The organism is Providencia sp. PROV_01, from assembly GCF_053098325.1.
Genome location: NZ_JBRFKD010000002.1, coordinates 1,846,802 through 1,864,172, shown reverse-complemented (window position 1 = coordinate 1,864,172; position 17,371 = coordinate 1,846,802). Strand labels below are relative to the sequence as shown.

Genomic DNA, 17,371 nt, shown 5'->3' with positions numbered 1-17,371 from the left:
ATTATTTAACTCCAGAAACTTTCATTAGTTCGTGAAATGCGACATCAGGACTGGCGACCACATCAGCAAGCCCCATTTGTACGCCCTCATCAGCCAGAAAACAGGCTGCTTGTGTATTGCGGATTATCTTTTCAGAAAGCCCGCGATTACGGGAAACAGTGCTCACAAACAGACGCCCCATTTCATCAACATCGTGCTGGATAGCCGCTTTCGCTTCATCACTAAGCGCTATATACGGGTTACTTTCCGCTTTGCGATCACCATAAGTAATAATGGAAACCTTTAATCCATCCTCTTTTATGCGTTGCGACCAATCACAATGAATAACAATCACCCCAACTGAACCGACGCCACCTGTGCGCGGCACATAAATTTTGTCAGCTGCACTAGCAATGGCATAAGCGGCTGAATACGCATTTTCAGAGAGAATGGCATAAATCGGTTTTTTACCTCGTAATTCATAAATCAAATCAACAAGATCAAAACACCCAGCAACCTCTCCACCAGGAGAGTCAATATCGAGGCAAATACCTTTGACTTCTGGGTCGTGAATGACTGACAAAAATACTTGTCGTATGCCGTCATAACCAGTCATGCCGCTGTAAGGCCGTAATGAACCTAGCTTTTGTACTAGCGTTCCTTGAATGGATATCAGTGCGATCCCTTCTAAAATGTCATATCCTGCATCTGCCTTTTTCTTACGCGAAAAACGGTCATCATCGTAATAATCATCTTCCATCATCGTGCTACGAATTTGCGTAATGCCAAACCGCTCCATGACAGCACTTATCACGACTTCAGCTTTTTGTGGATGTATGGCCAGAGGGGTATTAAATAGCTTTTGCGCTAAGTGCGGTAAATTCACTTGGCCTCCGTATTGTTAGTTTGTTGAGGGATTGGCTCAGCCCATTCCGGTAATGGAATGCCACGTTCAGCAAAAGCGCTAATTTCACGCGCACGCTGATCAAGCATTTCTTCCCAGTCCTCACCTGCGTTTTCTGCGGCTTCCATTTCAAGTGTGGATAAACCAGCGTTCATACCCAGAATTGAACCTTTCTTCTCAGAAACAGGATCTATCCATCCACGACCCGGCCCCATCCAACGAGCACGACAATACGCCGCTTTCGCCTCAAGGAAATCAGGTGCGTTATTTGGTAGTGGCAAGTCTTCCGTATCATGAATCTCTTCAACAAATGCAGAAGCAATAGGCTGTGAGAACCCGATAGAAAAATCATCACGACGACGAGTTAGGGTTTTCCATGCTTCAAGCATCGCAGCTCGAGCAGATGAATAGTTCACATCTGACCAATCTTGTGTCACTTGCTGAGTTGATAGCCCTGTCGCTGCGGCAATATTTCGCAATACTGCACTTTCAAAACCATCAAAATTACTGGTTGGGCGAGCTGCGGATAAGGTGACGATTTTTTCATTAGGAAATAGATGAGGAATTCGAGCACCATTTTGTAAGTTTAGGCGCTTATCTTCATAATATTCTGCACGCTGCGTTTGATAAGCGCTGAGCTCTTCGCCATCACCAAAACCAGTATCACCCAATGCTGATGACACCATTTGTGCATCATAGGGGCTTTCGATATAAGCACCGAAAATCGCATTCAAAATTGCGGCTTCTAACTCTGATTCATCGTACTTAATCAGCATTTTAAGACGCTGAACAATAGGAGCTAAAATCCCAACGCCACGATGTTGAGCCCCCCGTTCGTGGTCAAAATCATGAACAACATTAGGTCTGCCCCATGCGGTTTAACGGATCATCTTTCACCCGCAGCCATTCTTTCACCAGATTCGGCCAAGACGCATTCGGGAACAGGCTGTATGCTGCCCAGATATGAAATCCGGCGTGACCAGTAAACTGCTTTTCAGCGCGCCATTCACCACGCTCAATCATCATGTACTTATCCTTATCATGAATGACACAGCCATTGTGTCTGCAAGCGTAATACGTGGTGAGAGGGAGCCCGTTGCCATCTTTATCTTTGTCCCACTTCATACCATAAGATGTTTTTTCATCACCCCATTCGAGGATCTGAAACTCACCGCAGTGCGGACACGGTACCCAGTAATGTCGCTGGTCACTCTCGTTATAGGCTTTCTCTATACGACTGACATTCTTCACCGTCGGCGTTGAACCAAGACCAATCTTTCGGTTCCAGAATGTTTCTGAACGTTTAATACCTAATGCAATTTGATCTCCCTCTGAACCAGCGCCGCCAGCTGGGAAACCGTCCACCTCATCAAATAAAACAATTCTTCGAGTGATACGACGAAACCCGGCAGGTGAGTTGGCACCGACCAGAGTTAGGCTTGATCCATTGGTAAATTGTTTTTTGAGGATGGTTTGGTTGCTATTTTTAGCCTTGGTGTCACCTGTTATGGCTTTCAGTACAGGGGTATCACGCAGCATGGGCGAGATTTCATCTTTACTGTAATCCTCAGCATCACTCTCGCGTGGCTGAACAACAAGGATTGGCGCGGGGTCATGAGATAGATAGTATCCAATCACATGGTCAAGAATTTTGGTATACCCAACACGGGCTGATTTCATCACGGACACCTGAGTTACCGACGGGTCGGTAAAGGCATCCATCATGCCGTCCTGATATTTAAAGGATCGGAAACGGCCGGTCTGTGCAGCGTTCTCTTTCGACAACACCGCGTATTTGTTCGCCCATTCGCTCAGCGATAAGGCTTCCGGAGGTCTGACGACAGCGCGTTTCTGACTCAGTGCACGGGTGAATTGCTGCCATGCATTATCCCCCCTGCTCACTGTGGTCAAGGCTCAACTCCTCCATCGCCTCATGAATAATGTCCTGCAACGCGGCCACAAACTCTGTATCAGAAGACGTGAGTGCTAGTGACCTCAGGCGGGGGCCGTGTTCAGGGGCTATCGCAATCAGGCGTGTGCGCATGGCGTGGTATTCCTCTCCCACCTTGTCGACCATGTCTTGCCACGGCAAAACTAAGCCTGATTTTTCTTCGTATTCCAACTTAGCGAGTTCAGCAAAGTAATGCTCTTTGATCGCGCGCGACTCTTCTAAATCACGAACATCAACATCACCGGAAACGAGCCCAGCTAAAACAGACTCAGCTTGTTGCTGAAAAGCTGATTTTTCTTCCGCTACTTTTTTTTCAGTGACTTCTTTAGTTTTTCTTGTCGCATTTTTAGTGCGAGGATCTTTACTATCTCGATACTTTTTTAAATTTTTATCACTTGCCTCAACATCAATTTCGTCTCCGGACATCACGATGTATTGTCCACTCTTCATCCAGCGCGAGATCGTCTTACGATTCACGCCAGTATGCTTGGCATAATCAGAAATATTCATCGTGGGCATGGGACATTTTCCGTTCGAGATGGGACATTGGGACATATGGGACATTGCGTGGGACATGTCCCACATTTTATGGGACACAAACCACAATGATTTTTAACGTAACATTTTGAAAGTAAAATAAAAATTTTCATTACACGTCATGGGACATGGGACACAAATTCAAAATTTTGTAGCTAGACGCAGAACGCGGCGCGCAATGCCCGTGAAATAGAAAAGTGCTATGAAGGACCCAAAAAATATTTATGTTATATACTTTGCCTTCCATCATATTAATCAAGGAATTAATACATGAGTAACAACAAGCATATAGACGACCGCACTATTGACCTAGAAACATTACTGAGACAATTGGCTGGGTATCCCAAAGACACCCGAGTTTCATTTGGCGGTCTCGATTTTTATCACATTAAAAAGCGTGGCGATAAGCTAATACAAATTGAATTTAACCAATCCGTTTATCGGACAGATAAAGATGTTTTGGTGGTTGAAGACCATTCAGAATAGAAGCAGCATAAACATTAGCTTTATCATAACTAACGGGAACGTAGCTCTCATCTACTTTTCCGTTAACAATTCGACTAAAAACAACATTATTGCTCTCCATCTGCATTAGCCATGTAACTGAATATTTATCCGTACTTAATAACTGAGCTATTGAGTCATCTAGTTTTTCAGGCATGCCCATATTTTCCTCTTCTTTTTTATCAAAAAACTCTAATACACCGAATACAACAGTTGCGGCATTTACTATTACTAGAACAGCTATGAACCCCACAATTCCTATCACCCCTCCAGATGCTGAATTTTGCATAAATTCCCTAACAATAAGTGCAATACTCCCTGCACCTAATATTAAAAATAAAATAGTGTAAAACCAGAAGATGGCAATATCCCACCATCTAGTTTTCACATTGTTCCTTTTCCTTTCATTTTTTGTTCTATACATAGCGAAGCATGCAATAAATGAAAATACAGCTAAAGTGAGAAAATTAACAGATTCCTTTAGTGCATCAATAAGTTGTTGTTCCATAATATCCATCCAATATTTAAAATATAGATTTTATATTATGATTAAATCATTGCATTATTTCATATAACTTATGTACATAACTTCCTATCTTAACTAGCAGTTCGCATCGCCTCTTCAAGCGCTCGGCTTATTTCCTGTGGTAATAAAGCCTGTGCCATTCGTTGTGCCCTATCTTGATATCCAAGTACAGGTTGAACAGGTAAAGCATCACCGAATCGAATTAGTAATTTAGGCGCTGGTTGTTTTTGCCTATCTCGACGAGTGCCATTATGTGAGCGTTTTAATCGTTTTTTACCCTTACGACCTTTCTTAGCTTTTTTACGCTGAAATGCGCCATTGACATCATTCAACTCACCAATGAAAGTATTCTCTTTAGCTTTTAGGCTGCTTAACTTATTTCTTGGTAAGTTACCGTATTTATTCAGCTTAATGTTCTTAGGGTTAAGCAGTGCAGAGCCACTAAGTTTATGAACTCCACCAGCTTCAAATGGTGTTAAGTACTCAGCAGCGATATTCATCACAAACACTTTAGCCCGTAGATCACTTTTACGTGCTCCGCGACTTTTAATACTCTTAACAGTAAAAGGTGTTGGGCTTTCTAAATTACGTTGTAATGCAACCTTTTGTGCATTTTCTATTTTACGAGCTGTGCTAGTCAGTGCTTGTGCTGTCGCAAAAGGAATTTGCTTGCGGATGGTACGGAGTTGGTTTGTTAAATCCTTTAAATTTGCCATAATCACTAACTCACTTACCTTTACAATAGCGGACATAGATTAATGAATGAGTTATTAGAAAAACGCAGTAGTAAGAATGCTGGTGATGCCGGTGAGTATTACGTAGCTTATATGCTTTCTAGGCTTGGTATAAGTGCAGCTCTAACCACTAGCGGAACAAGTGCCGTTGATATTATTGCCACCATTGATGGTACAAAAAGTATCAGTATCCAAGTTAAAGCTTCGTGGGCGAGAAGCCAACCGAGACAATGGATGGTTGGAACTAAAAAGCCTAATGTATCTAAATCTTTTTTTTATATTTTTTGCAATCTATCTGAAGATATAAATCGTATTTATGAACCAGAATTATTTATAGTACCCAGCTTAATAGTTTTAGAAAATGCGACATGGCAACATAAGGCTCCATTATTTAAAATTACAAAGGAGCATGAAAATGAGTATAAAAATAGATCGGATCTTATTACCGCATCTTTAACATAAAGATAATCTTGCCTTATTTAACTTTCACTCTAACAACCCACACTAGGTGAGTTAGCCTTGCATTAGTGAATCAATATATTCAAATAAAAATAAAGCATCTAATTTATTGATTTTATTAAAATATGATTTTTTATTTAATTTAAATTTTTCATTCTCATTAGTAGCCGGCCACTCTTTGCACCAACCATTCACTGCTCTATTTTTTTCAAACCATATAGCATCATAACCATATTGTTTTGCAACTCTGTTTGTCTCTTTAGTTGTGCCGCCTTTTGTTCTGGTAGCTGTAACTATAAAATCACACTGATTTTCAATTAATTTCATGCATTCATTCTTTACAGCTTCAGGATAGTCACCCATCGTTGTGATTCCCACCCTAAATCCATTTTTTCCAAAAATAGCTACTTTGTCATTTTCAGAATAATGGCTTTGCCTTGTATCAATTTCAGAATAAGTTTTATCATTAGTTAATATGTCAATCAGCAAAAGAAGTGTTTCGCTCTTGCCGCGCCGCCCAGCGCCAAAAACACCAAGAATTATTTTATTTAAAGCCATCAATTGTTACCTCCGCTTATTATTGACACTAACTATATACGCGGTGAAGACCTTGAAATCAATGCAACCGCTTAATCATAATCAAATTTTTAGCGTAGGCGACTAGGAACTGTTGCCGTAGCGTCCCCCAATCCGGTTTAGCCATAATGTATTCCTCATAACAAATTAAAAAACTCACCGTAGTGAGCTTTGTGATTTGCAATAAAATCCCGTTCTAAGCGAGGTGTTATCTAAACAAAAAATATAGGACCGGTATCAATAGTACAACAGAGCATCAGGGATGAATGACGAGGGTGTAGAAAGTGTCTGGGGGTTATCACTACGTCATCAAGTGGTTGAGCGCAGTGTCACCACCAAAGATTATAATCACCGCCAAGCGATGCAAACCTTGCAATCCATTGAAACGGATATGACTCGAGGTGAGGGAGAGGACATCCACTACGGTGATGTCTATCATTATAAACCTCGTCATCTTGAGCGCGGTGAGAAGTACCAACCAGAAACGGAAACCGCTCACTTTTGGTCACGCCTTGACCATGAGCGTTTTCTGGCTCGTCAAACTCAGCTGCACGGTAAAAGTAATTCACCGATGCTAACGCCATTATTGGTGCTCAAAATTACCGATAACCAACTGCCTTCAACATTACCGTCTGACTTTCAATCTGAAATACTGATTACTCGATTGCGATTTTCAGGTAGCCGCAGCAGTGCCTTAGTCGTGCAATTTGAAGCAACGTCGTACACCGAAGCTCTGTGCTGGCGTCCGACCTTGAAGCCTCGCCCTGTGATTGCAGGGACATTGATGGCACGCGTCACCAGTGCTAAACCTCACGATATCTACGCCCACCAGAATGAGCATGGTTTTTATTGGGTTAAATTCGATGCGGATCGTGATGAAAAATCGACGGGGTATGAAAGTATGCCTGTGCGGCTAGCGAAACCGTACGCGGGCGATACCTACGGGATGCACTTTCCGTTAATCCAAGGGACAGAAGTTGCCATTGCCTTCCATGAGGGTGACCCAGACCGACCGTACATTGCCCATGCCTTGCATGACTCGCATCGTCCCGACCACATCACCGACAAAAATAATACCCGCAATGTCATTCGTACTCCGGCAAATAATAAGCTACGCATGGAAGACAAACGCGGGGAAGAACACATCAAATTCAGCACCGAATACGGGGGGAAATCGCAACTCAATTTAGGGCATCTGGTTAATCAAGGGCGTGAAAAGCGCGGTGATGGCTTTGAGCTGCGAACCGACAGCTGGGGCGCTATTCGAGCAGGAAAAGGGCTGTTTATCAGCACAGATTTACGCACGAAAGCCTCGTCTGAACAACTGGATATGCGCGAAGCCAAGCAACAGCTTGATGATGCGCTGAATTTAGTCAGTTCGCTACGCGAAGCGGCAGAGGTGGCAAAAGCCGAACTAGCAGATTTAAAAGCGCAACAAACGTTACTGACTCAATCTATTGATAAATTGCAGCAAGCGGCGTTATTACTCAGCGCCCCTGCAGGTATTGCTCTCACCTCCCCCAAAACCGTACAGGCTAACAGTGGCGAAAATATCACCCTGACCGCCCATAAACAGGCGGATATTTCAGTCGGTAAAAAAATCACCTTAGCCGCAGGTCAAGCCATCAGTTTATTTGCTCACACCTTAGGAATTAAAGCCTTTGCAGCAAAAGGTAAAGTGGAAATTCAAGCACAAAGCGATGAAATGCACTTAACCTCACTCAAGGACATGACCGTCACCAGTACAGGTGGTAAAACCGTGGTTGCGGCTAAAGACGAATTATTACTGACCTGTGGAGGCGCCTATATTCGCTTAAAAGGTGGGCAGATTGAGTACGGCAGCCCCAGCAACCAAACCGTCAAAGCAACTAACTGGGTGGTTGAAGGACCTGCCTCCATGGATGTGACCCATCCGCAATTCCCACAATCGATGCCAAAACAGACCTTGCGCGCTTTCAACTGAGTTCATCACCACAGAGTCCGATGAAGGCACGCGCTTTTGAGCCGTATGAGCTGTATGCCAATGGAGCACTGATTTTAAAAGGTATGAGTGATGCGCAAGGTAATGTCCAAATTGACCATGATATTCCCACAGATAGCTATCAACTATACCTACTCAGTGGCGATCGTTATGACATTACAGTGCCACCACCTGCTGAAGATGATGACAGTAACGAGCCTACAGTCAATATTGGATTTAGACCAAGCGCACCTAGCCAAGAGCGTGAAAATGCACGTATTGGCGATGCTTGGAGTCAAAACCTTTCAGAGTTTTTAACCGCATTCAAAAAGGATAAGTAATATGTCTGCAGGTAATTGGAGCCAATTCCCGCTCGGGGTTCAACTCCCAACATCAGCAACGCCACCGATGATTGATATACCAGTATCAAGTTGCATGGTGGCACATATGACGCCAAGCTGGATACCTGAACGCACGAAATACCCCATGAGTTTATTTACCTATGCACCATTAATTAATGGACAACAAACCTTTGCCGCCGTTGCGGAAGCCATTCGAAAATCGAAAAAAAGTATTGATATTATTACATGGGGCTTTCAACCCTCTATGTATTTTGAACGTAGTTCGAATGCCCGAGAAGGTCAATATCCGATGATTGGCGAGTTGTTAGAGCAAAAGGCCAATGAAGGTGTGCAAGTGCGTGTACTTGTGTGGTTTGATCATGTGGGAAAACATTTTGAGAAAAGCTTTCCCGGTTGGGGGAAACAAGTGATATCGCCATCCCAACTCAATGATTTTCTTGTCTTTGGTGCAAAGCTCGATTATCAAACCCAAAAACAATATCAGTTTGATATCGCTTGGAACCGTAAGGTTCATATGGGCCTTGTCAAAAACTTGTCAGTACGGACTCGTGATATTGCAATGAGTATACCTAATTCGCGATTAAAAGATGTTACGGCGCGAACCAATCATCAATTTTCGAGTCAAGAAACTGAGCTAAGTGCTCGCTGGGCTGCTTTAGCGGCTGGTTCAACGCATCATCAAAAAGCGGTTTTAATCGATTATGAAGAGCCTGAAAATGCGATTGGTTTTGTGATGGGGCACAATATGCACTCGGAATATTGGGATCAAGATGCACATGCCATCACTCGTCATAAGGAAGAGTCATGGCTTGGTCGCGATGGCGTAACGGCGTGGCAGGATACCTCAAACTGTGTGTATGGTGAGCTACTGTATGATTTAAATGATAACTTTGTTTCAGCGTGGAAAAAAACAGACGGGTTCTTCGCCAGTAAAGGTGACGATGTAGATCAGCTTGCACAGAGAGAAGGCCGTTCACGATGTGACTATATCCCGACACCTGAGCATATCAAAAAACTCAACGCCCATTACACCTTTTTAGCGAATAATCCTTTAGTTCCTACGGGCGGGAAAATTTGCCGTACCCAGCCACAACACGATGAATACGATATACTAAAAGCCTATGATCATGGTGTTAAACATGCCCGTAACTACATCTATTTTGAGAACCAATATTTTCGTTTGTCATCTATCGCGACCAATTTACGGGATATGGTTGAAGAACGAAACCGACGTTTTTTACAAGCTGCCGAAACTGACAGCAAATTACAAGGCATTAAACCGCCTCCGTTCTATCTTTTTGTTGTCACTAATTCAACGGAAAAACCCTCTGTAGGGAGTTCGAATGAGGTAGGCGGCTATCAAACTTATAAGATGCTAGAACAACTTGGTCGTCGAGATTTAATGAAAGAGCACGTTTACGATCAATCGTACAAACCTAAATCGGGTTATTGGGGGGTCTATATCCCAGATGAAAACATCAAAAGCCCTGATGATATCCAACCCGAAAAAATAGAGGGACTAGAGACAATGATCTGTACCCTTGTTTCTCCTGATTCGGATAGATGGCAGCAAGTGTATGTCCACAGTAAATTAACCTTAGTCGATGATACTTTTTTAATCCAAGGCTCTGCTAATATTAATTTACGTAGTATGGCATTTGACAGTGAAATAGCCGTGATATTGCAAGATACCGATGATTTTCCAATTGTAAGACCGTTAAGAGAAAAGTTATGGGGATTACACAAAAGAACAGGGGGTGTTTCAAGTGATCTGACGAGCGAATTTGAATCATGGAATGATCTTATAACCAAAAATAAATTAAATAAAAAAAACGAAAAAAAGCCAAAAGGCTCAATAATTTCTTTTGAAGATAAAACTATCAGCCTAAAAAATGCGGATTAATGGATGAGTGTAGAGATAAAAATCACTTTATTATTGGGATTTATTTTGCTAATGGGCTGTAAGCCTATTGATAAAAAGGACGTTACTGTGACTCAAAAAAACGAACCCGATTTAACCTTTATCTGTGTGTATGAAAAAGACACGCTACCGCCCGTTGATCCAGAAGCCGATATTTGGTTTAAACAAGCCCGTGAACTTGAAAAAGTGAATAAATATCAACGCGATTATGCCAAGATTGGTGAGCTCTACCGTAAAGCCGCAGAGCGAAACCATCCTAAAGCCATGCTGAACTTAAGTAACTTAATCAGTTATGGCAAAATCCCCCCAATTGGAGGGAAAGGCCCTGCTCAGGAGGTATGGAACATTATCCGAAAAATGGCTAAATTAAACATCAGCTATGGTTATTACCAAATGGGGCATTATCTGGACACTGGTTATGGTGTAGCCGCAGACAGAACAAAAGCATTAGCTTATTTTAGGCAGGCTGCCGATTTAGGCAGCCCAGAAGGACAATATGTTATTGGTGATATTTTCCTTTCAAAAAGATTGGACAATATGCAAATTAATCCAGCGTATCATCCTGAAATAGGTAAAAAAATGCTAGACTGTGCCGCTAAACAAGGGAATGGAGAAGCCGCATATCAATTAGCTACATATTACCAAGACGTAGACAATAACTTAAGTACAGCTTTGAGCTATTATCAGATAGCGGTAAAAAATGGATCTAGAACCTCAGCATCGACTTTTATGGAGGCATTTAAGCCGGATATAAAAGAAAGTTCTATTTACTATCTACCAATAACCCCAGATCTTAATCGTTCAGTTCGTTATGAAGCTATTGTAAGTGAAATTAGAAATAACCCCGAGGCACGCTTTCCCGATATCGATAAAATCGTTCCACTTCCCCCTGCCGAACTCCCTGAATGGGATGGCACGTTTGAATATAAAAAACAGGCAGAGGGGCAATAACCAAGATGAATCTCTCCTTTTTATCTCATCATCAATCCGTTGCTCGCGGCATATTTAAATGCGGTGCATTGATTTGTAGCATGTTGATGCTGAGTGCTTGCAACCCAATGGATAAAAATGAAGAGCCGCCAATTCAAAAAACCGAACCCGATTTAACCTTCACCTGCGTGTATGAAAAAGACACATTACCACCCGTTGATCCGGAAGCGGATATTTGGTTTAAACAAGCCCGTGAGCTTGAAAAAGTGAATAAACATCAACGAGATTATACCAAAATTGGTGATCTCTACCGCAAAGCCGCGGAGCGTAATCACCCCAAAGCCATGCTTAACTTAAGCAATTTAATCAGTTATGGCAAAGTGCCACCAATAGCAGGAAAAGGTCCCGCACAAGAGGTGTGGGATATTATTCAAAAAATGGCTAAATTGAATATCAGCTATGGTTATTACCAAATGGGGCACTACCTCGATACAGGCTATGGAGTCGTCGCTGATCGTACTAAAGCTTTAGCATATTTTCGTCAAGCTGCGGATTTGGGTAGCCCCGAGGCTCAAAATGCCATTGGAAATATTTTTATCTCGAAGCGTTTATCAGACAGAGATAACCCAGCTTATCGCCCTGAAATTGGAAAAAAAATGCTTGAATGTGCAAGCAAGCAAGGAAATGGAGAAGCTGCGTATAATTTAGCGTTTTACTTACATACAGTTGACAGAGATTTCAATGGAGCTTTAAAAAACTATCAGATATCCATTCAAAATGGATACTGGATGGGAGCATCTATATTAAGCCAGTCATTTGATCCTAGCACAACTCAAAAAGATTATTATTATCTTGGTGTTAAACCTGATGCCGCTCGCTCAGCCCGTTATGAAGCAATTGTCAAAGAAATGGATGCTTCTGACGAAACCGCCTCATTCCCCGATATTGATAAAATCGTTCCGCTACCACCTGCTGAATTACCAGAATGGGATGGCACGTTTGAATATAAAAAACAACAGGATAACCAATAAAAGGATCTTAACATGCGCGCACTTGTTCGATTAGGTGACAAAACTACTCATGGCGGCGAAGTGATCTCCGCTTCTGGTTCGGTGATGTACGGTAAGCCCATTGCCTTAGTGGGAGATAAAGTCAGTTGTCCTAAAAAAGGACATGGTGTCAATGTCATTTTACCCGGCTCAACGCGCATTTTAATATCCGGTCGCCAAGCGGCATTAAATGGCTTTCAAACCGAATGTGGTTGTACATTGATTGCGAGCTTATCATCGTCGGGTGAGCAATCATGATAAGCTGGAAAATTCCGTCTTTAGATCACCCACCTAAGCCTAAATTACCTCGCTTGATGCTTTGGTTGTTTTTGGCTGTGATTATTGGTGCTATCGGATTTGGCATAGGTGCTTATTTATCTTCAATTGGGGTATTGTCTAGTGAAGTCAGTAACAACCAAATAATCGCTTTATTTGTTGTTCTTCCCGTGATTGCTATTTTGTTTATTCGTCTATTGGTTTATTCGATAGTGTCATATGACCATCGGCAGTTTACTGATATGCTCGATGATGCACGCCAAGAATGGCGCTATTGGGCAGGAAGGTATTTAGGCATTTTAGCGCATACACGATTGACACAATTTGATGAAGAAAAACAAACAAATGTTGTTTTGTCTTCACTGCCGCCGAATAAAGACAATATATTGCAATTAAGCGCCTTCAAATCACTTTCTTTATGGGAGAAACAGGAAATGGCGGTGCAAAAGTTACTTGCCCCCATTGCTGAATATTACCATCAACATGCTCTTACTCAGCCAATTACCCTATATTGGCAAGCTGAAGATAATGAGGCTAATTGGCAGGCTCTCATTCAGCAGGAAGCCACGCGCTTATCATTAGAGCTTGAATCTGTTGAAACATTGCCATACAAATCACTCAGCGAATGGCTGTTAGCACTGTATGAAAATCCCTTTGAACCTAAGTTATACGCTATTTTAGCTTTTCAGTTAGACTCAATGGCAAGTGAAGAAGCCGCGAGTCTATTACTTGCCCCTCAAGGGTTCTACGAGCGTTTAAGAGTGCCAATCAAAGCGAAGCTCCTGCGTCCAATATCTACGGATAAAGGATCTTTCCCTGATGCATTGAAAACACAATGTGAATTTCAATTACCGGGTCACCAATTAAATTCAGTGTGGCATAGCGGGATCACAGATAAAAACAAGAGCCAATGTATTGAAAGCTATGTACAGCAAGATATTCATTGTCTCTTAAACCAGTTTTATGATGTCGATAACTTTTTCGGTAAGGGTGGGGTTGCTCGGCATAGTACCATCTTGTCCTTGGTCAGCGATAATCCCGAAAACCAACTAATAGTCAGCCAAGAACACGATAACTTATTGTTACAACAAATAATATGTTAATAAGCTAATAAGAGGTGATTGTTATGAGTGATAAAATTCGTCATGCCATTGAGTACTGGGCTAGCCGCCCGACATGGTTTAGTTCCCATCCCATGGATGTCAAAGAGCTTAGACAAGCTATCAGGAACCTAAAAAAAAATATCACCGCCTCCGACTTTACTAGAAATAAAAGAAGCGATTCATTTTTATGTCGATGATGCACCGACTCTATTAGGCACCCCCTCAGATTTATCACAAGCAGTCCATGAATTTGCTGTCAAGATCTACAATAAGCTTTAAAGGTATAATTCTATTTTCGACATAATTAACTATGCTGTTCCACCTCGTCACCATATTGGTTCTAGCATTCTACTAGAACCTGCTAACATAAATCATTATCACCACAGTAAAAAAAATCTCAGATATATATTATCCCCTTGAATAGCTATCATTTTCTTTTATTTCAAGGAGTAACATGCATCAGCTCTCTCACTTTAAAACCCTTCAATCGACTCTACCGGCTTCATGAGCAATAACGCTCAATAGATAACTCATCTACTCTAGCGCCACCTAGATTTGCCCAAAATGCTATTGTTGAAAGTACATCTTTTTCGCTTGTTGCGACAAAAAGAGTTATGAAAGATGTTTGGTTCCATAAACCACTTGCTTTATAAACCGATTTTTTCATTTTCACCCCAACTAACTACATCTAATAACCTTATGAATAAACGGCCTTATCTCCGCTATAAAATATGTAGTTATATGATGGGAACGATTTTATTTTTTCCAAGTGTGTACGTTTCATACTTTCATCACCTCACACCAATGATTTAATTTATCTCTAAAAAATTCCCGATGTGCTTCAGGTACTTTTTCAATTTCAACCTGTACTCGCTCTCTGTAGATTTTTCGATTTTTCAGTTGCCTAATTAGACTGTTAGCGAATAAATCAAGCTGCTCCAGTTCGCGATATTCTTCTGGCCATAAAGCAGAATTCTGGGGAAGTCCATTAGGTAAATATTTACCTGACATAAACTTGTTTTAAAGTAGCGAGGGATACAACCTCTGTTATTAGAAGATGAAATACTCATTTCATGAAGAATGCGGTAATCCAAGTAACATCTATATCATTTTGTTGAAATAAATTGAACATATCAATCAAATAACTCCCCTTTACTAATAACCACTACCTGCAATAATCCCATCTCGATATAATACACTAAGGAAACTATAACATGACTAAATTACACTTATTATTAGTAATTGCTGTATTTGGAAGTGCAGCTGGAAATGCCTTAGCCTCTACGAATGATGAGGGCTATTATGGTGCTGCAAGGCTCTCGAAGGTATGGCAAAAAGCAGATAATATGGATACCAGTAGTAGACCTGGTATTGGTCAATTTGTCTCGGGTGATGATAAAGATGATTTTTATAATGGCTCTTTAGCTGCTGGCTATCAATTTGGTAATGGTTGGCGTACAGAAGCAGAATATACTTTCAATAAAAAGGCAGAATATACAAGTGGATCAACCACTTTTCCGACCAGCTTGAATCACCATAAAACAGAGTCCCAACGATTAATGCTAAATGCTTACCGTGATTATGAAATTTATCAGGGAGTTTCTATTTATGGAACCGTTGGTGTTGGTATCGCAAAAGTAAAATCGTCTGGATGGCAAGGAAATGTTTCACGTCAATACGCAAGTAACACTGATACAAACTTGGTATATTCTCTCGGTGGCGGCGTCAGCTATGAACCTATTAATAAACTCAATTTTGACTTAGGCTACCGTTATGTGGATCTAGGTAAAATCGAAAGTGGCATGAACCGATTTGCTAATGCTCGAGGCTTACAAGACGAGCAAATGAAAGCACACCTTAAATCTCAAGAAGTTGTATTTGGTGTCAGATACTTATTTTAGTATTTTTATAGTGTTATCTCATTGGTATTGTCTCAAAAATAGCTAACTCTTGTTAGCTATTTTTAATTGTGGTGGACACGCTCAATTTTTGCCATTATTGCTCGGCTACTGCTTTATATAACGTAGGTATCCTTCACGAATAGCTGTCTATGAAAACAACAAGCCGTGTTTTTCTTTTTAAGAAATTCAGATTAGGTGCGCTATTGGCTTTTTCTAGACGCGTAATGTTCATTGAAGTACCTACAGCGCCGAACTCAGAATAAAATAAAAAGTGTCTAAAAATACAGGAAAAAATATAATAATAGCTATACCTCAAGATATCATTTTGATATTTTTTGAAAAGAGAAATGATGTAGACCTTTTCGCATTAAGATAAGGCCAAACATAACTTTATGATGCATAACCTGAAATAAACTATGAAAACATCTTTACTATCAAATAAGACCACGTTAATCGTAATAATAGGATGGCTATTACTTTATTACGTAACAGGTGAAATCTCCGAAATACTGACACCAGAGAACTCAGATATTTCTGTTGTTTGGTTTCCTGCGGGGGTCGCAACAACCGCTTTTTTATGTATGCACAAACGCCAATGGCTACCATTACTGATTGGCTTCATTGTATTAAACTTAATTCTGAATGGCTTTGATAGTGAGCAAATCACCCTTTCACTTATATACGCCGCTCTGGCAGTACTTTCTTGTATTGCTATTGCTTGGATTGTCCGTAGGTATGCTCAACGAGGAGATGATCTGCAACTAATATTGTTATGGCTATCGGCAACAATAATTGTCAGTTTTGCAGATGCAGTTCTATTTTCTATCAGTTTGTATTGGCTTGATAATACATCACTTAATGATATTTTTTGGGATGGTTTTATTGCTGATATTACTGGCAACATCTTTGCCACAACAGTGATTATGGGGCTAATTAATACCCATTTCAAAAGGGTGGTGCCTTCTTTCAAAATTAATATAGTTTGGGGAAGTATTGTTTTTATTCTTCTTATTATTAGCACTATATTAATATTCAATGATACTGCGATACAGATATACCATTCCTATTTTCATCATCATCGTAATACTGCTAAATTATCGCTACTCTGTATCCCTATTTTGCTTGCTGTTACCCTGTCTATGCTGTGGGGAAACAGAGGGGGATCAATAGCACTATTAATACTTGCCACTATTACAATCTATTACACTCGTAATCAGCATGGGCCTTTTTATCTTCATGGCCTATTTCGCCATGAGTCACTGTGGTTAATACAGGGATATTTGACCGTCATATCATTATTAATGGTTTTTTTACGAGTTGTCGCTCGAAGTACTCATAGAATTGATGACACACAAGGAGCTTATAAACCGCAGCACCTAGTATATCAACTTAATCTAGATAATGGTGCTATAGAATGGGGAAATACAGATTGTTCATATCCGAAGGCTGATTTAACAACCCTTTCCGATCTAAGGCAAATTATGGAATCTATTCATCCTGACGACCGAGAAAAACTCGCTCGACATTGGGAGCAAGAGCAAGCTCATACCACTCTTCCAATAATAACCTTTTGTCTGAAAGATAAAGAAGGTCGTTGGTGGAATATAGAAGATCGTGGAAGTGTTATTTTTAGTCATAACAAGCCAGTAATGATTGTTGGGAATTGGTTTATTTTGGGTGAAGTATCCTAAAATTGATG

Annotated in this window: 17 protein-coding genes and 2 pseudogenes; 10 read left to right on the top strand and 9 right to left on the bottom strand. The window is 41.0% G+C overall.

Annotation, left to right across the window (positions count from 1 at the left end):
- Nucleotide 1 precedes the first annotated feature (1 nt).
- The 4 genes and pseudogenes from ACU696_RS09005 to ACU696_RS08990 all read right to left on the bottom strand — a co-directional run bounded on the left by ACU696_RS09005 (nucleotide 2) and on the right by ACU696_RS08990 (nucleotide 3,353).
- The gene (locus ACU696_RS09005; protein WP_209101984.1) at nucleotides 2-865 is read right to left on the bottom strand and encodes a S49 family peptidase; all 864 of its coding nucleotides are present in this window, start codon (nucleotides 863-865) and stop codon (nucleotides 2-4) included.
- Nucleotides 862-1,761 (bottom strand): annotated as a pseudogene (locus ACU696_RS09000) (phage portal protein); the annotation flags it as partial. The pseudogene ACU696_RS09000 and the gene ACU696_RS09005, both read right to left, overlap by 4 nt.
- A complete protein-coding gene (locus ACU696_RS08995; protein ID WP_421667214.1) occupies nucleotides 1,742-2,671 on the bottom strand; it encodes a phage terminase large subunit family protein in 930 nt (309 codons plus the stop codon). The gene ACU696_RS08995 and the pseudogene ACU696_RS09000, both read right to left, overlap by 20 nt.
- A gap of 97 nt (nucleotides 2,672-2,768) precedes the next feature.
- Nucleotides 2,769-3,353: an RNA polymerase subunit sigma-70 gene (locus ACU696_RS08990; protein ID WP_245211305.1), complete on the bottom strand. Its 585-nt coding sequence runs from the start codon at nucleotides 3,351-3,353 to the stop codon at nucleotides 2,769-2,771.
- A gap of 288 nt (nucleotides 3,354-3,641) precedes the next feature.
- Here ACU696_RS08990 and ACU696_RS08985 point away from each other — a divergent pair, with 288 nt between their 5' ends.
- Nucleotides 3,642-3,857, top strand: a complete 216-nt coding sequence (locus ACU696_RS08985) for a hypothetical protein (RefSeq protein ID WP_209101980.1) — start codon at nucleotides 3,642-3,644, stop codon at nucleotides 3,855-3,857.
- Here the strand turns inward: ACU696_RS08985 and ACU696_RS08980 are convergent.
- Nucleotides 3,796-4,383 (bottom strand): hypothetical protein, encoded by a 588-nt coding sequence (locus ACU696_RS08980; RefSeq protein WP_209101978.1) that lies wholly within the window; start codon nucleotides 4,381-4,383, stop codon nucleotides 3,796-3,798. The genes ACU696_RS08985 and ACU696_RS08980 overlap by 62 nt on opposite strands.
- Nucleotides 4,384-4,472: 89 nt before the next feature.
- Nucleotides 4,473-5,117, bottom strand: a complete 645-nt coding sequence (locus tag ACU696_RS08975) for a hypothetical protein (protein ID WP_209101975.1) — start codon at nucleotides 5,115-5,117, stop codon at nucleotides 4,473-4,475.
- A gap of 42 nt (nucleotides 5,118-5,159) precedes the next feature.
- On the opposite strand from ACU696_RS08975, the gene ACU696_RS08970 reads away from it, so the two are divergent.
- Nucleotides 5,160-5,597: a hypothetical protein gene (locus tag ACU696_RS08970; protein WP_447343062.1), complete on the top strand. Its 438-nt coding sequence runs from the start codon at nucleotides 5,160-5,162 to the stop codon at nucleotides 5,595-5,597.
- Nucleotides 5,598-5,648: 51 nt separating this feature from the next.
- Here ACU696_RS08970 and ACU696_RS08965 read toward each other — a convergent pair whose 3' ends face one another.
- Nucleotides 5,649-6,152 (bottom strand): hypothetical protein, encoded by a 504-nt coding sequence (locus ACU696_RS08965; protein ID WP_123381745.1) that lies wholly within the window; start codon nucleotides 6,150-6,152, stop codon nucleotides 5,649-5,651.
- Nucleotides 6,153-6,417: 265 nt separating this feature from the next.
- Here ACU696_RS08965 and ACU696_RS08960 point away from each other — a divergent pair.
- The 6 genes and pseudogenes from ACU696_RS08960 to ACU696_RS08935 form a co-directional block, all read left to right on the top strand.
- Nucleotides 6,418-8,471, top strand: a pseudogene (locus ACU696_RS08960) (DUF2345 domain-containing protein); the annotation flags it as partial.
- A gap of 1 nt (nucleotide 8,472) precedes the next feature.
- Nucleotides 8,473-10,395 (top strand): phospholipase D-like domain-containing protein, encoded by a 1,923-nt coding sequence (locus tag ACU696_RS08955; protein WP_209101972.1) that lies wholly within the window; start codon nucleotides 8,473-8,475, stop codon nucleotides 10,393-10,395.
- A 3-nt stretch (nucleotides 10,396-10,398) separates the two neighbouring features.
- Nucleotides 10,399-11,364 (top strand): SEL1-like repeat protein, encoded by a 966-nt coding sequence (locus ACU696_RS08950; RefSeq protein ID WP_109913294.1) that lies wholly within the window; start codon nucleotides 10,399-10,401, stop codon nucleotides 11,362-11,364.
- A 5-nt stretch (nucleotides 11,365-11,369) separates the two neighbouring features.
- A complete protein-coding gene (locus tag ACU696_RS08945) occupies nucleotides 11,370-12,374 on the top strand; it encodes an SEL1-like repeat protein (RefSeq protein ID WP_245211124.1) in 1,005 nt (334 codons plus the stop codon).
- 12 nt (nucleotides 12,375-12,386) lie between these two features.
- A complete protein-coding gene (locus ACU696_RS08940) occupies nucleotides 12,387-12,650 on the top strand; it encodes a PAAR domain-containing protein (protein WP_123381773.1) in 264 nt (87 codons plus the stop codon).
- Complete coding sequence (locus ACU696_RS08935; protein ID WP_209101970.1) at nucleotides 12,647-13,771, top strand: hypothetical protein; 1,125 nt, start codon at nucleotides 12,647-12,649, stop codon at nucleotides 13,769-13,771. Before ACU696_RS08940 ends, ACU696_RS08935 begins: the two co-directional genes overlap by 4 nt.
- Nucleotides 13,772-14,273: 502 nt before the next feature.
- Here the strand turns inward: ACU696_RS08935 and ACU696_RS08930 are convergent.
- Together ACU696_RS08930 and ACU696_RS08925 are read right to left on the bottom strand one after the other, a co-directional pair.
- Nucleotides 14,274-14,438 carry a hypothetical protein gene (locus ACU696_RS08930; RefSeq protein WP_164528577.1) on the bottom strand — a complete coding sequence of 55 codons (165 nt, stop codon included), beginning with the start codon at nucleotides 14,436-14,438 and terminating at the stop codon, nucleotides 14,274-14,276.
- Between the two features lie 113 nt (nucleotides 14,439-14,551).
- On the bottom strand, nucleotides 14,552-14,782 hold the full coding sequence (locus ACU696_RS08925; protein WP_109913150.1) for a hypothetical protein: 231 nt from the start codon (nucleotides 14,780-14,782) through the stop codon (nucleotides 14,552-14,554).
- Between the two features lie 203 nt (nucleotides 14,783-14,985).
- On the opposite strand from ACU696_RS08925, the gene ACU696_RS08920 reads away from it, so the two are divergent.
- Nucleotides 14,986-15,672 carry an outer membrane protein gene (locus tag ACU696_RS08920; protein WP_004912887.1) on the top strand — a complete coding sequence of 229 codons (687 nt, stop codon included), beginning with the start codon at nucleotides 14,986-14,988 and terminating at the stop codon, nucleotides 15,670-15,672.
- A 416-nt stretch (nucleotides 15,673-16,088) separates the two neighbouring features.
- Nucleotides 16,089-17,363 carry an MASE1 domain-containing protein gene (locus tag ACU696_RS08915; RefSeq protein WP_109913149.1) on the top strand — a complete coding sequence of 425 codons (1,275 nt, stop codon included), beginning with the start codon at nucleotides 16,089-16,091 and terminating at the stop codon, nucleotides 17,361-17,363.
- The last annotated feature ends 8 nt before the right edge of the window (nucleotides 17,364-17,371 follow it).